The sequence below is a fragment of the Peribacillus sp. P4_B1 genome, assembly GCF_056402395.1.
Genome location: NZ_JBFUHM010000001.1, coordinates 198,149 through 212,898, shown reverse-complemented (window position 1 = coordinate 212,898; position 14,750 = coordinate 198,149). Strand labels below are relative to the sequence as shown.

Sequence of the window (14,750 nt, the reverse complement as noted above, 5' to 3'; positions counted from 1 at the left end):
ATATCTATTGTACATAATTTCTGTATTTGTTTCTAGTATGTTTGTGATATAATATGTAAGTTAATACTAGTGATACGTTAAACACAAACTTTTTTAGGAGTGAATTTTTTGAAATTAAGAGAAAATATTCGTAATATAGCCATCATTGCCCACGTTGACCATGGTAAAACGACATTAGTGGATCAGTTGCTTAAGCAATCTGGTACTTTCCGTGAAAATGAACATGTGGAAGAACGTGCGATGGATTCTAATGCTATTGAAAAAGAACGCGGAATTACGATTCTTGCGAAAAATACAGCAGTTCAATACCAAGATACAAGAATCAATATTTTGGATACACCTGGTCATGCCGACTTTGGTGGTGAAGTAGAACGGATCATGAAAATGGTTGATGGTGTTTTACTTGTTGTTGATGCATATGAAGGATGTATGCCGCAAACTCGTTTCGTGTTGAAAAAAGCATTGGAACAAAAGATCACGCCAATCGTTGTCGTGAATAAAATTGATAAAGACTCTGCCCGTCCAAACGAAGTTGTAGATGAAGTAATTGACTTATTCATCGAACTTGGAGCTGAAGAAGAACAATTAGAATTCCCTGTTGTCTTTACTTCAGGTATTGCTGGTACAGCAAGCTTGGATTCAGATCCTGCCAAACAAGAAAAAGACATGACCCCATTATTCGAAACAATCGTCGAAACGATCCCTGCACCAATTGATAACACTGATGAACCACTTCAATTCCAAGTGGCTTTACTTGATTACAATGATTATGTAGGACGTATTGGTGTTGGCCGTGTATTCCGTGGGAAAATGCATGTAGGTCAACAAGTTTCATTAATGAAACTTGATGGATCGGTTAAGCAATTCCGTGTAACGAAAATCTTTGGTTATATTGGCTTGAAAAAAGTTGAAATCCAAGAAGCTGTTGCCGGTGATTTAATTGCTGTTTCTGGTATGGAAGATATTAACGTTGGGGAAACAGTTTGTCCTATTGAACATCCTGATGCCCTACCAATTCTACGTATCGATGAGCCAACATTACAAATGACTTTCCTTGTAAACAACAGCCCATTCGCAGGCCGTGAAGGTAAATTTGTAACAGCTCGTAAAATTGAAGAGCGTTTGAAAAGCCAATTGCAAACTGATGTTAGCTTAAGAGTTGAAAATACAGATTCTCCAGATGTCTGGATTGTTTCAGGTCGTGGAGAGCTTCACCTTTCTATCTTAATTGAAAACATGAGACGTGAAGGTTATGAACTGCAAGTTTCTAAACCTGAAGTTATCGTTCGTTTGATTGATGGAGTGCGTTGTGAGCCAGTTGAACGTGTTCAAATCGATGTTCCTGAAGAGCACACTGGTTCTATCATGGAATCCATGGGAGCACGTAAAGGTGAATTGTTGGATATGATTAATAGCGGAAGCGGTCAAGTTCGTTTACTATTCACGATCCCAGCTCGCGGACTTATTGGTTATTCTACTGAGTTCTTAACAATCACACGTGGTTATGGTATCATGAACCACTCATTTGACAGCTACCAACCAATGGCCCAAGGTCAAGTCGGCGGAAGACGTCAAGGTGTACTTGTTTCAATGGAATCTGGAAAAACTACACAATATGGTACGATGCAAGTAGAAGACCGCGGCGTAATTTTCATTGAGCCAGGTACTGATATTTATGAAGGTATGATTGTCGGGGAACATAACCGTGATAGCGATTTGACTGTTAATATCGTAAAAGCGAAACAAATGACAAATATGCGTTCAGCTAATAAAGACCAAACTTCTTCAATGAAGAAACCAAGAATTTTGTCTCTTGAAGAAGCTCTAGAGTATTTGAACGACGATGAGTACTGTGAAGTAACTCCGGAGTCAATCCGTCTTCGTAAAAAAATTCTTGATAAAAACGAACGTGAAAGAGCAGCTAAAAGAAAAAAAGTTGCTGTTGAAGAAAAATAAATAGCAAGAGGAGGAGAAAAGATTGGATATCCAAGAGCGATTATCATTTTTTGCAGCATTGTACAGAGTGGATGAAAATCCTGAAGCAGGAATGTGGTATCTATATTTGACGATCTTTGGATTATGCATCCTTGTCTATCAGTTAGGTTTTGCCAAAAAGTTACCTTTGCTAAAAAATGTGATCATTTATGCGGTAATGGCACTTGGATGTACCCTTCTTTCTTTCTTTGCGGTGTTTCTTCCTATGGGGGAAGCATTAGTCATCGCTTCACTTGTTCTTGGGATTTATAGAATCCGTCTTCATAATTCGAGAAAAGAAGAACAGGCTTAAGACGATGAAATCATTACAGGATGCTTTATACAATTGGTTGACGATCAAAGTTGTCTGTGATGCAAGGCCTGATGATACAGCTGCCCGCGATACAGAAATGTTTTTCATGCAGATGTTGAAAGCCGATCATCAGGTAATCATCGATTCAGTTTCAAAAACGGAACCTTTTTATTTCGTCGAGTATCTATTGGGAGACGACATGAAAAAGCAGCGTTTTCCGATCGAATTGATTGATATCATGCTAGACCAAATTCAGCTTGAGCCAGAAAAGTATAAAAATATCGAGTGATGATAAAAAGAACCGTGCGATTTCCCGCACGGTTCTTTTTATATTGCTTTAGGGAGGAATAGTCCATAAAAAAGATGTAAGAGTGACCACAAAAAGAAGGCTGTCAAATCAGAAGGAAGGACAACTTCTGTTATGGACAGCGCCGATAATGGAAAGTAAAGCATGATGGCAGGAATAATCGTGAGAAAAGCAAGTGTGTATTTGTTCCATTCCCTAAAAAACTTCAAGGGATGAAGGATATAAACGTAACTAAACGTAATTGCCAATGAGAATAGAAGATGGAAAAAGTACAATGATGCCTCACTCCAGGGAACAGCTCCGATTACAGGAAGGAAATCCACATTCAATAACAGTTGATAGACTTGTTTACCAGAAAACATTTCAACCAACTTCATTGCCAAGCCAAGCATGATTCCATTTATGAGACCAATCAGGGAAACTTTATAAAATGTTTTACCATTCATCTTCATTTTTGATTGTCCGGTAAAGACGGAAGTTTCCAGTTGCAATCCGTTCGTTCGTACGCTTTTCTATGCGTTGATTGCATGCATTGCACATATAGGTATGTATAGGACGGTTACGAAGTTTCTTTGCTTCTGGGCTATCGTCAGGTATAGATTCGATTTGATCGCATATTACACATTTAACCTTCATATAATTTGAACCCCACTTCAATTTGAATATGCTTTTAAGTATACCAATAATTTTATGGTAAAACGAGGATAAAGTGAAACTACATTTGATCGTAGACAAAAACCCGAAGATTCACTTCGGGTTGGGAAAATTCATTCTTTATAGTGATTGGATTGATCATCTTGCTCTTTATCAAGTTTTTTCCTTTCCGAATTATCAAGTTTATTTTTTTCCTTATCGATGGCCTTTGAAGGCGTTGGGGTTAAAATATCACCAGGAACCTCAGGAATGACTCGACTTGTGATATCAGCCAATTCATTTAGTATCCCTGTTACCGGTTTACCGTCTTTAATATCCTTGGCTACCTCCCTGATCCGTTCATTTAAATCCGGGTCCGCAACGATGATGGCATTTGCACCGTTAGGATCGTGTTTTAAAGTTTCTCCAACTGAATACTTAATCGTTCCTACCTGTGAACGCTCAATATCTTGGTCAATATCTATTCCGACAATGGCATATTTGCCAAGTACGACTGCCGTGGCATCGTTCACCTCAGGAATGGATTTAGCCAAATCTGTGAGTCTCTGTGCCGTTTCCTGACCTGTAGTTCTGTCTGTTTCCTGGATGGTCGAGTTATTGACTTTTGTTATATTATTTTTAGCATTATTTTCAGACGCTCCATTTTTATTATTCATTGAGCAACCTGTCATCAGCAGAACAGCTGCGAGTGACAATATGATTTTTTGCAATGTACAACCTCCTTAATGTTTATCATTAGTTACAGCCTGTCCACACCGGCTAAGTCTGATGCATATAAGTATAAAATGAAGCGAAGCAGGATGTAATCCATGTTGAGTAAAGCATTCTTTGCTGGAAGTTTTCTTTATAGTCTGTAAATGTTCTTCTATCTTTATGCAAAGGAACATATATTTTATCAACAGTCTCGTCCGCTACATAACTGCTTAGTGTAGTAAATGGTAAGGCATATCCTAAAGAGCAGGCAGGAGGCGTCATATTGGGGAAAAAAATCTATGTTTTAGATACGAATGTCCTGTTGCAGGATCCATATTCGATTTATTCATTCGGAGATAATGAAGTTGTCATTCCAGCAGTCGTACTAGAAGAATTGGATTCGAAGAAAAGGTATATGGATGAAATCGGAAGGAATGCCAGGCAAGTATCGAAATTGATCGACAGCTTCCGTGAAAAAGGGAAGCTTCATCAAAGCATTCCGCTTCATAATGGGGGCAGCCTAAGAATTGAACTCAATCATCGTTCATTTCATAAGCTTCAGGAAATTTTCGTGGAGAAAACGAACGATAACAGAATATTGGCTGTCGCAAAAAATTTATCTTTGGAAGAAGAGACAAAGGAAAATGGGAAAACGGTCATTTTGGTTAGCAAAGATACTCTCGTCAGGGTAAAAGCCGATGCAATCGGACTCGAGGCAGAGGACTTTTTAAATGATCGTGTCGTAGAAATGGATCATATATACGGTGGCCATAAAGAAGTATTTGTATCAATTGATAATCTGAATAAGTTTTATGAGAAAAGTTTTTTGGCACTTGAAGAGCTTACAAAGGATTCCTATTATCCAAATCAATTCCTTTTGATGAAGGACACGCTGGGCAGTTCAGCTTCTGCGATTGGGATTGTGGATGAGAACTGCAGGTTGGTTAAGAAATTGATGTATGAAGGGGAACATATTTGGGGAATTAAACCGAGAAACGTCCAGCAGACGATGGCCCTCGATTTGCTGCTTCGTTCGGATATTCAACTTGTGACGCTTATTGGTAAGGCAGGGACAGGTAAGACTTTATTGGCATTGGCAACAGGATTAATGCAAACTGAAGATTTGTCACAATATAAGAAACTTCTGGTCGCCAGGCCAATTGTGCCGGTTGGTAAGGATATTGGTTATCTGCCAGGGGAAAAAGAAGAAAAGTTAAGACCGTGGATGCAGCCTATTTTTGATAATCTTCAATTTTTGTTCAATACGAAAAAACCAGGGGAATTGGATGCCATTTTAGCTGGCATGAGTTCGATTGAAGTGGAAGCCCTGACATATATCAGGGGAAGGAGCATCCCAGATCAGTTCATCATCATCGATGAAGCCCAGAATTTAACAAAACATGAGGTTAAGACCATATTGACGAGAGTCGGGGAGCGGAGCAAAATTGTATTAATGGGAGATCCTGAGCAAATAGATCATCCTTATTTAGATGAATATAATAATGGGTTGACCTATGTGGTTGAAAAATTCAAGACCGAGCGTATTGCAGGCCATGTTAAATTGATAAAAGGGGAAAGATCGGGATTGGCCCAACTCGCTGCAACACTTTTATAATACAATCGGCAAGGGAGTGCCCCTTGCCGATTGCCTTAAAGTTTTGTGATCATTATGGGCTAAGTCTTATTTAACAGTGAAAGACCGTACATTTTTTATCGGATCATTGATGTTGGAAGCATCTCCGAAATAAATTTCCAAAGGACCACCCTCGGATACTTTAAGCGGCTTTCCATCCTTTGAAAAGCCAAGGAAAAATTCAAGTGCAACTTCCAACGGGAATGTAAGTTCCTTATCATCGGTCGTAACGATGACTTCAGTTACCCCATTTTCAAGTTCCGCATTTTTTAAAAAAGGTTCAAACGGGATGCCGAAGGTCCCTTCCAGCAATCTTTGCTTCTCGAATTTTCGTTCCGTTTTTAATGTGGGTGGCATTGTTGCGCCTTCCTGTATTTCTTTTTGCCAGTGTTTGGAGGCGGCAATCGTATATTCTTCTAATTCATTGACTTGGACTTTTTCAGCGTGGAAATATGTATCAATTTCAACTTTACGATCATCAAAAATCCACACTCCAGGATCTAGCGTAATTGGATATTTCACTTTTCCATTAATAAATACGATGGGTTCCAAATATCTCATTCCTTTCTGTTGCTCTTTAATAATTATAATCAATTATAATTGAAATGTCACATCTGCACGATGGTGAACAATTTCTATATCTGGCTATTTTCAGCTGAGGGGTGTGTGGGCTATCTCGATGGTAAATTGTTTGTCAATGTCCTTGCTTTTTCATAAAACTAAAGGTAGAATTTAAAGATAAGATTTAATCGCTCTGAGCGGGGGGATTTAACATGGCATCTGATATGCTTGTCAATCATCGAGAAAAAGCTTATGCTTTATTAAAAGCAGATGCTGACAAGATTCTAAAACTGATAAAAGTTCAAATGGAAAATCTCACTATGCCTCAATGTCCTTTATATGAAGAGGTACTTGATACACAAATGTTCGGCCTATCACGAGAAATTGATTTTGCCGTACGCTTAGGCTTGGTAGAGGAAACCGAGGGCAAATCTCTTTTGGAAACCCTTGAACAGGAATTGTCAGTTTTGCATGAAGCATCATTAAAAAAATAATAAATAAAACATACTAACTCAAACAAATCTCGATGATTGTTTGAGTTTTTTATTTATGTACATCTATTAGTCGAAAGTGTTATACTATATTAAATAATGTCATACTAATTAAATGTGCATATGCTTAATAGGCTTTTTTTATTTTTTGTTTTTTGAATTTTCAATTTAGAGTTTAATCCCATCGACACTTTCAATCTAGCATTTAAACCTTGTGGTGGCATTGTTGAATTAACAATCGATCCGTTAGGCGAAAGAACAGCGAATTCCTTGTGTTTACCTACGAATGTTCGTAATTTTTCATTTTTTTATTGTATTCAGTTTATTTTAGTATTATGGTTATATTAATTGTATTTTAAATCCAACTGATTACCTTTTGATAATATATTATAATAACTAAATTTTCTTTTGCTAATTTGGTAAGGTTCCTATTTTGTATTTATGGATGAAAAAACGAAAATATTAATATATATCGAAATAATTACATCAGCAACAAAAAGAGCCTTATCAGATCGGTCTCCCTTTTGGGGAAATAAACTTATGAATAAAAAGTGGTGAATCTATCACGCTTTTTTTTCTATATATTCAATAAAAATACATATTGATTAGGGTGGTAGCAATGGGGAAACGTATAGAAAAAGTACTTGCGGCAAATCGTGGAGAAATAGCGATACGAATTTTTCGGGCATGTACGGAATTAGACATTCATACAGTTGCAATCTATTCGAAGGAAGATTATGGTTCTTATCACCGATATAAAGCGGATGAGGCATATTTGGTTGGGGAAGGCAAAAAGCCGATTGATGCATACCTGGATATTGAAGGCATAATCGCGATTGCCAAAATGAGCGGAGTTGATGCGATTCATCCCGGTTATGGTTTCCTTTCAGAAAATATTGACTTTGCGAAACGTTGTGAGGAAGAAGGAATCATCTTCATCGGACCAGAATCAAGACACCTAGATATGTTTGGTGACAAAGTGAAAGCTAGAACACAAGCTGAACTAGCTGATATTCCGGTCATCCCTGGTAGCGAGGGACCGGTGACCAATGTTGAAGAAGTAAAGGAATTTGGAAAACAATACGGTTTTCCAATTATTATAAAAGCATCATTGGGCGGCGGCGGACGTGGAATGCGGATTGTCGAAAAAATCGAAGAAGTTGAAGAGGCATATGATCGCGCAAAATCAGAAGCTAAAGCAGCCTTTGGTAACGATGAAGTCTATGTAGAGAGATTCATACAGAATCCAAAGCATATCGAAGTTCAGATTTTGGCTGATACTCATGGGAATATCGTCCATCTATATGAACGTGACTGTTCCGTTCAAAGAAGGCATCAAAAAGTTGTGGAAGTGGCACCTTCCGTATCCCTTTCCGAGGATTTAAGGGAAAGGATTTGTGAGGCAGCGGTCAAGTTGGCGAAGAATATTGATTATGTAAATGCCGGTACGGTCGAGTTCCTTGTGGCAAATGGCGAATTTTACTTTATTGAAGTCAATCCACGGGTGCAGGTTGAACATACCATTACTGAAATGATTACGGGCATTGATATCGTTCAATCTCAAATCATGGTAGCCGAAGGGCATGAGCTCCATGGCAAAAAGATCGGGATCCCCGAACAAGCAGGGATTAAAACGCATGGATACGCAATTCAATCACGGGTGACCACTGAGGACCCGTTGAATAATTTCATGCCTGATACCGGGAAAATGATGGTATATCGTTCAGGTGGAGGATTTGGTGTCCGTCTGGACGCTGGGAATGGATTCCAAGGTGCAGTCATCACACCATATTATGATTCCCTTCTCGTTAAACTTTCTACTCATGCACTTTCATTTGAGCAGGCAGCTTCTAAAATGGTTCGTAACCTTAAGGAATTCAGGATTCGTGGAATTAAAACAAATATCCCCTTCCTTGAAAATGTTGTTAAACATGAAAAATTCATAAATGGGGAATACGATACATCATTCATCGATTCAACACCGGAATTATTTAGCTTCCCAATCAGAAAAGACCGTGGGACCAAAATGCTTTCATATATCGGAAATGTAACTGTGAATGGTTTCCCAGGCGTCGAGAAAAAGAAAAAACCTGTTTTCGATCCAGCTCCAATTCCGAATGTTGGTGGCCTGCCGCTTATCTCGGGTACAAAAAATATACTTGAACAGCAAGGTGCAGAGGGACTGGTCAATTGGATTAAAGAACAGAAAGAGGTATTGATCACAGATACGACTTTCCGTGATGCACATCAATCTTTACTGGCGACGAGAATTAGATCGAAGGATATCCTTGATATCGCTGAGCCTACAGCAAAACTCCTTCCTGATTTATTTTCAATGGAAATGTGGGGCGGGGCTACTTTCGATGTAGCTTATCGATTCTTGAAAGAAGATCCATGGGACAGGCTGTTAAGTTTCAGGAAAAAAGCACCGAATGTCCTTTTACAAATGCTTTTAAGGGCTTCAAATGCAGTTGGTTATAAAAATTACCCTGATAATGTCATTCGTGAATTCGTCGAGAAATCAGCGGATGCTGGCATTGATGTTTTCCGGATTTTCGATAGTTTAAACTGGGTTAAAGGGATGGAAGTGGCTATTGATGCAGTCCGTCAATCCGGCAAAATTGCGGAAGCGGCCATTTGTTATACCGGGGATTTGAATGATCCATCACGCAGTAAATATAATATCGGATACTATAAAAATATGGCGGTGGAATTAGAAAATGCCGGTGCCCATATTTTAGCGATCAAGGATATGGCTGGCCTCTTGAAACCGGATGCTGCTTACCGACTTGTATCGGAACTGAAAGAAACTACATCCCTTCCGATCCATTTGCATACTCATGATACAAGCGGAAATGGAATTTTCATGTATTCAAAAGCGATTGAAGCTGGTGTGGATATCGTTGATACGGCGATTGGGTCTTTAGCTGGCCTTACTTCGCAGCCAAGTGTACAAACGCTTCATTATGCTCTGGAGGGGTCAAGCAGACAGCCTAAATTGGAAGTCGATTCACTAGAGCGGTTAGGCGAATACTGGGGAGAGGTAAGAAAATTCTACCATGACTTCGAAAGTGGCATGAATGCACCTCATACCGAAGTGTATAAACACGAGATGCCTGGCGGTCAATATAGTAATCTGCAGCAGCAAGCTAAAGCTGTGGGGCTGGGAGATCGCTGGAATGAAGTGAAAGAAATGTACCAGCGCGTCAATGTAATGTTCGGAGATATCGTAAAAGTAACGCCTTCATCCAAAGTTGTAGGAGACATGGCCTTATTCATGGTGCAAAATAACCTTTCTGAAGAAGATGTTCTGACAAAAGGCAAATCCATCGATTTCCCTGATTCAGTCATAGAGTTATTCGAAGGCTATCTGGGTCAGCCTGTTGGTGGATTCCCTGAAGAGCTTCAGGAGGTTATCCTGAAAGGGAAAAAACCTATAACAGTAAGACCGGGTGAATTATTGGAGGAAGTGGACTTTACTTCCCTTAAAGAAGAATTATTCAAGGAATTGGGACGGGCTGTCACTGATTTCGATGCGCTTGCTTACGCCCTATATCCAAAAGTGTTCTTGGACTACAATAAAACAATTGAGCTGTTTGGAGATGTTTCCAACCTTGATACCGCGACTTTCTTATATGGTATGAGGCTAGGTGAAGAAATCGAAGTCGAAATTGAAAAGGGTAAAACGCTCATCGTTAAATTAGTTTCAATCGGTCAACCATTGGCTGATGGAACACGGGTCGTGTATTTTGAGTTGAATGGTCAATCACGTGAAGTGATCATCAAGGATGAAAACATTAAATCTTCCGTTATATCAAAAATGAAAGCTGACCCTAAAAATAAAGAACAAATCGGTGCGACAATGCCAGGTACGGTTATTCGTGTAGTAGTAGAGAAAGGCGATCAGGTCAAACAGGGTGATCACCTGATCATTACGGAAGCGATGAAAATGGAAACTACCGTACAAGCGCCATTCTCTGGGACCATTAAAGACATCTATGTAAAAGATGGAGAAGCGATCAGTACTGGTGATTTATTGATTGAAATAACTAAGTAATACCGTGACTGTGAGCTTGTAAATGATTTCGGGTGTAAATGGTATGCTTGAGGTTTCAAGCTGCTCTGTACCCTCTTTTAGGCAATGTACGGTCACTCGGGTCTCTCTTTAAGGTAAAACAAAAACCACCATTATGGTGGTTTTTGTTTTACCTTATTATCTTATTGATTGAACAATCAGACATTAACGGGCGGGTATCGTTGGCGTTATATCGTGTTCACCCTGCCTTTTGACCGTGTGGGTGGGGCTCCCTTTTTGCTTGGCCAGGGCATTTTTTTTGCTTCTTGAAGTCAGTAGCATCAAATAGCTCATTACACCAAAAAAGCAGGCAATGAATAAAGCGTGTGCCAATGCGATATATAAGTTCTGCCTTGAGAAAATTATAAAGGCTCCAGCGGTAACCTGTAAAAAAACGAGAATGAATGCAGCAATCCAACCGCCATACAACACTTTTTGATCCCTGTAATATTTTTTTGCAATATAAGCCACATAGGAAACCCAAATGAAAATAGCGCCAGCAATTGCACGGTGCCCCATCTGAATCCACTCATAAAGGTTGGAGGGGAGCGCGAGGCTGTCATTTACACATAAAGGCCAATCCTTACAGATTAGACTGGATTCCGTATGCCTTACGAGAGCACCCGTATATACGACTACCAGACAAAAAATCAATACGCCAATAATATGGAATTTCATTCGTTTATCAACTATAAGTTTTTCGGCTTCGAACTTCTTGTCGACTTCAAAAATCAATAGTGTCAGTAAAAAGACGGCAGCAAAGGAAATGAGTGATATGCCAAAATGAAGGGCAAGGACGAAATCGGATTGAGACCAAAGGACGGCAGCAGCTCCAATCAACCCTTGTAATAACAGAAAACCAAAAGAAAGGACGGATAAGAAACGTGCTTCACGGATATGGCCGATTTTTCGCCAGGACAAATACGATAAAATTAAAACCAAGAACCCCCCGGCACCTGATACGAGTCGATGTGAAAGCTCAATGACCAATTCTAACGTGATTTTGTCTGGGATCAATTGGCCATTGCATAATGGCCAGGACCTGCCGCATCCCATGCCGGAATCCGTCTTCGTGACTAAAGCTCCACCCAGTAAGATGAAAAGCATTACAATCGTAGTTAAAACAGCAAACCATTTAAGAGACGATTTCACTAGTAGTCCCACCTTTTTCTCTGTAGCCAAAATAGGTTGTTCAATAAAATTAATAATAGCATAAGACTTTTCATAATATTTGTCGAACTTCCTCGATATTACACAATTTAGAATGATTTTACAAGTTCAGTTAATATAATTGCTATTAATTAAAATGCCGGAAATAGTTGAAAGTTACAAAAGACTTTGATAGAAATAAAGGGAGTGTATACCTTCAAGTAGGACCAAAATAGGGACAGAGCCTAGGGGATGATGATAACAGCATACTATTCATGTTCTTGATGAACATCTAACAAGTGAATTGAAAGTATTGAGACACAAATTGGTCAAAAAATAACCGAAAAATTTTCACAAAACCTTCCAAAAATGTGTTTTAATATATTGAAGAAATGATTTTACTAAATTTTACTGTTTTTAAGCATGATATTAAGAATGAAAGCTCTCGATGGATTCCATTTACAACGGCCATTGGTAAATAATTTACTTTTTGTGTACGCTTCCTTGGTTACAAATATCAAAAAGTATGAAATAATGTTCTATAGCATATGTAAGTAGGCATTTTTTGCATTTGCGTCTGTGCTGAATGATTTAAAGGAGGAAAACAAATGTCAGAAACAAGGGGTTTGTCAGATGCTGTCATGAAGGACAGTAAAGCCGCCCTTCAATCGGATATACCGGAAACAACAGCTTGGAAGGATTTTCTCGCACTTATAAAAGTGGGGATTGTCAATTCAAATATAATTACAGCTTTTACCGGCGTATGGTTAGCCCTTCATTTTTCGGGGCTTAGCTTCTTAAGTAATCTTGATGTAGTGTTTTATACACTTGCAGGTTCGGCGCTCATAATGGCAGGTTCCTGCAGTTTCAATAATTATTATGACCGTGATATCGATCATTTAATGGAAAGAACGAAAAACCGGCCAACGGTAACTGGTAAAGTACAGCCTTCAAAGGTATTGGCGTTAAGCTTTGGCTTAATTGCTGCAGGACTGGTATTGCTTGCTTTGACTAATATGACAACTGCTATACTTGGTGCATTCGGCGTCTTCGCCTATGTTGTCTTATATACCATGGTTTTTAAACGGAGATTTGTCTCGAATACGATAATAGGCAGTATATCAGGAGCTGTACCTCCACTTATCGGGTGGGCTGCCGTCGACCCGAGCCTTGATACGATCGCTTGGGTCCTGTTCGCGATCATGTTCTTGTGGCAGCCTCCTCATTTTTATGCACTTGCAATGAGGCGTGTCGAAGAATATCGTGCAGCGGGGGTACCAATGCTTCCGGTTGTAAAAGGATTCAAGGCCGCAAAAAGATCAATCATGTTATGGATCATCTGTTTAATGTTCGTTCCTTTCTTTTTAACTCCATTAGGAACTCCACTGGTTATTCTTGCTGCATTATTGAGCACAGGTTGGCTTATTTTGGGGATTAAGGGGTATAGGAAGAAAGATGATGTTAAATGGGCTACATCCATGTTTGTTTATTCTTTAAATTATATGACCATTTTATTTGTAGCTATGGTTATCGTCACACTCATCTAGTTTTTGTTAAATAAAAGTTGCTGCGCGGCCTGTTTTTTTACAGGCTGCAGCTTACTTATATATAATGCATTGACCGCCATTCATACATATTAACGGAGAACTTCAACAGGATCATTCATAAGGGTGGTTACATGAATCATCATAATAATTCCTTAAATTAGGGATTCTTTCTTTTTAGAAATTGACATAGAGAGAATATTCGCAATTGCGCCCATTTTTATTTTTGTGAGAAAATTTTGACGAAAGAGGGGTTTCTGAAGCTATGAAAAAAAGGCTGCACAAATGGCGCCTAATTGCTTTGCTGGGAATTGTAGGACTTGTCCTTTCGGGCTGTGGCGAACCATTTCTATCCGCACTGAAGCCAGCAGGCAATGTTGCGCAATCTCAGTATGACTTACTGATATTGAGTACACTAATCATGGTTCTGGTAATTATTGTTGTGATTATTTTGTTCGTTGTAGTTTTACTGCGCTTCCGTCGGAAGAAAGGCGACGAAACAATACCGAAACAAATTGAAGGAAGTCATAAACTTGAAATTATCTGGACTGTTATTCCTATTCTTCTTTTAATTGTTCTGGCTGTTCCGACCGTCGTCACTACATTCGACCTAGCTGACACAAAGGCAATGGATAAGAAAGATAAGGATGGAAAAACGAAGGATGCCCTTGTCGTGAATGTTAGGGCAAATCTTTATTGGTGGGAGTTTGAATATCCTGACCTTGGCGTTGTCACAAGTCAGGATCTGGTTGTGCCTACCGATCAAAAAGTGTACTTCAATCTTACTGCTTCTGATGTTAAGCATTCATTCTGGATACCGGCTGCCGGAGGAAAGATGGATACAAATACAGATGGGGTCAATCAGTTTTTCTTAGAATTCGATAGTGAAAAGGCAGAAGATTCGAACAACTTATTTTACGGGAAATGTGCTGAACTTTGCGGTCCTTCCCATGCCTTGATGGATTTTAAGGTCGTACCGAAGTCTAAAAGCGACTTTGTAGCTTGGACTAAAGATATGAAAGCCGCAAAAGAACCTGTCGTGGAAGGTGATCTAGCAAAACAGGGTGAAGATGTCTTTAATCAAAGTTGTATAGGTTGTCATGCGGTGACACCAAATGACAGCAGGCCTGAGGCTGCTCGTCAGGCACCGAATCTGGCTACATTCGGTGAACGTCAAAAAATAGCTGGCGTATTGGATCACACGGAAGAAAATGTGAAAAAATGGATCAAGGATCCTGAGAAGTATAAACCGGGTAACACAATGACCGGTACTTACGGCCAACTTTCAGATTCAGATATTAATGCACTGGCTGCCTATCTTTTAGAGCTTAAGGTGGAAGAAAAATAGAACATTGA

13 protein-coding genes are annotated in these 14,750 nt (G+C 39.3%); 8 read left to right on the top strand and 5 right to left on the bottom strand.

The window, feature by feature from the left end; translation table 11 throughout:
* The first annotated feature begins 108 nt into the window (after nt 1–108).
* The 3 genes from typA to AC1DVK_RS01040 are packed head-to-tail and all read left to right on the top strand — an operon-like array spanning nt 109 to nt 2,576.
* Nucleotides 109–1,956, top strand: a complete 1,848-nt coding sequence (gene typA, locus AC1DVK_RS01050) for a translational GTPase TypA (protein ID WP_061462284.1) — start codon at nt 109–111, stop codon at nt 1,954–1,956.
* A 22-nt stretch (nt 1,957–1,978) separates the two neighbouring features.
* Nucleotides 1,979–2,287, top strand: a complete 309-nt coding sequence (locus AC1DVK_RS01045; protein ID WP_053345193.1) for a YlaH-like family protein — start codon at nt 1,979–1,981, stop codon at nt 2,285–2,287.
* Between the two features lie 4 nt (nt 2,288–2,291).
* On the top strand, nt 2,292–2,576 hold the full coding sequence (locus AC1DVK_RS01040) for a hypothetical protein (protein ID WP_477625677.1): 285 nt from the start codon (nt 2,292–2,294) through the stop codon (nt 2,574–2,576).
* 38 nt (nt 2,577–2,614) lie between these two features.
* Here AC1DVK_RS01040 and AC1DVK_RS01035 read toward each other — a convergent pair whose 3' ends face one another.
* The 3 genes from AC1DVK_RS01035 to AC1DVK_RS01025 all read right to left on the bottom strand — a co-directional run bounded on the left by AC1DVK_RS01035 (nt 2,615) and on the right by AC1DVK_RS01025 (nt 3,958).
* Nucleotides 2,615–3,046 carry a hypothetical protein gene (locus AC1DVK_RS01035; protein WP_410860225.1) on the bottom strand — a complete coding sequence of 144 codons (432 nt, stop codon included), beginning with the start codon at nt 3,044–3,046 and terminating at the stop codon, nt 2,615–2,617.
* A complete protein-coding gene (locus AC1DVK_RS01030; protein WP_061462287.1) occupies nt 3,030–3,230 on the bottom strand; it encodes a YlaI family protein in 201 nt (66 codons plus the stop codon). The genes AC1DVK_RS01035 and AC1DVK_RS01030 overlap by 17 nt, the downstream gene beginning before the upstream one ends.
* A gap of 131 nt (nt 3,231–3,361) precedes the next feature.
* Complete coding sequence (locus AC1DVK_RS01025) at nt 3,362–3,958, bottom strand: YhcN/YlaJ family sporulation lipoprotein (protein WP_477625676.1); 597 nt, start codon at nt 3,956–3,958, stop codon at nt 3,362–3,364.
* Nucleotides 3,959–4,224: 266 nt separating this feature from the next.
* On the opposite strand from AC1DVK_RS01025, the gene AC1DVK_RS01020 reads away from it, so the two are divergent.
* On the top strand, nt 4,225–5,556 hold the full coding sequence (locus AC1DVK_RS01020) for a PhoH family protein (RefSeq protein WP_061462288.1): 1,332 nt from the start codon (nt 4,225–4,227) through the stop codon (nt 5,554–5,556).
* Nucleotides 5,557–5,622: 66 nt separating this feature from the next.
* Here the strand turns inward: AC1DVK_RS01020 and AC1DVK_RS01015 are convergent, their stop codons facing one another.
* The gene (locus tag AC1DVK_RS01015; protein ID WP_089362389.1) at nt 5,623–6,126 is read right to left on the bottom strand and encodes a hypothetical protein; all 504 of its coding nucleotides are present in this window, start codon (nt 6,124–6,126) and stop codon (nt 5,623–5,625) included.
* Nucleotides 6,127–6,347: 221 nt separating this feature from the next.
* Between AC1DVK_RS01015 and AC1DVK_RS01010 the strand changes: the two genes are divergently transcribed.
* On the top strand, nt 6,348–6,629 hold the full coding sequence (locus tag AC1DVK_RS01010; protein WP_034313996.1) for an Fpa/YlaN family protein: 282 nt from the start codon (nt 6,348–6,350) through the stop codon (nt 6,627–6,629).
* A gap of 616 nt (nt 6,630–7,245) precedes the next feature.
* Nucleotides 7,246–10,683, top strand: a complete 3,438-nt coding sequence (pyc, locus tag AC1DVK_RS01005; RefSeq protein ID WP_089362390.1) for a pyruvate carboxylase — start codon at nt 7,246–7,248, stop codon at nt 10,681–10,683.
* Nucleotides 10,684–10,866: 183 nt separating this feature from the next.
* Here pyc and AC1DVK_RS01000 read toward each other — a convergent pair whose 3' ends face one another.
* Nucleotides 10,867–11,853 (bottom strand): COX15/CtaA family protein, encoded by a 987-nt coding sequence (locus tag AC1DVK_RS01000; protein ID WP_089362391.1) that lies wholly within the window; start codon nt 11,851–11,853, stop codon nt 10,867–10,869.
* Nucleotides 11,854–12,458: 605 nt separating this feature from the next.
* Here AC1DVK_RS01000 and cyoE point away from each other — a divergent pair.
* Both cyoE and coxB read left to right on the top strand, forming a co-directional pair.
* On the top strand, nt 12,459–13,397 hold the full coding sequence (gene cyoE / locus AC1DVK_RS00995) for a heme o synthase (RefSeq protein WP_061462292.1): 939 nt from the start codon (nt 12,459–12,461) through the stop codon (nt 13,395–13,397).
* Nucleotides 13,398–13,659: 262 nt separating this feature from the next.
* Complete coding sequence (gene coxB, locus AC1DVK_RS00990; RefSeq protein ID WP_061462293.1) at nt 13,660–14,742, top strand: cytochrome c oxidase subunit II; 1,083 nt, start codon at nt 13,660–13,662, stop codon at nt 14,740–14,742.
* The last annotated feature ends 8 nt before the right edge of the window (nt 14,743–14,750 follow it).

What these genes read in the sequence shown, in the direction of transcription:
- AC1DVK_RS01040 (WP_477625677.1), top strand. Translation starts at nt 2,292, where the DNA reads ATGAAATCATTACAGGATGCTTTATACAATTGGTTGACGATCAAAGTT.
- pyc (WP_089362390.1), top strand. Translation starts at nt 7,246, where the DNA reads ATGGGGAAACGTATAGAAAAAGTACTTGCGGCAAATCGTGGAGAAATA.
- AC1DVK_RS01035 (WP_410860225.1), bottom strand. Translation starts at nt 3,046, where the DNA reads ATGAAGATGAATGGTAAAACATTTTATAAAGTTTCCCTGATTGGTCTC.
- AC1DVK_RS01030 (WP_061462287.1), bottom strand. Translation starts at nt 3,230, where the DNA reads ATGAAGGTTAAATGTGTAATATGCGATCAAATCGAATCTATACCTGAC.
- AC1DVK_RS01010 (WP_034313996.1), top strand. Translation starts at nt 6,348, where the DNA reads ATGGCATCTGATATGCTTGTCAATCATCGAGAAAAAGCTTATGCTTTA.
- cyoE (WP_061462292.1), top strand. Translation starts at nt 12,459, where the DNA reads ATGTCAGAAACAAGGGGTTTGTCAGATGCTGTCATGAAGGACAGTAAA.
- coxB (WP_061462293.1), top strand. Translation starts at nt 13,660, where the DNA reads ATGAAAAAAAGGCTGCACAAATGGCGCCTAATTGCTTTGCTGGGAATT.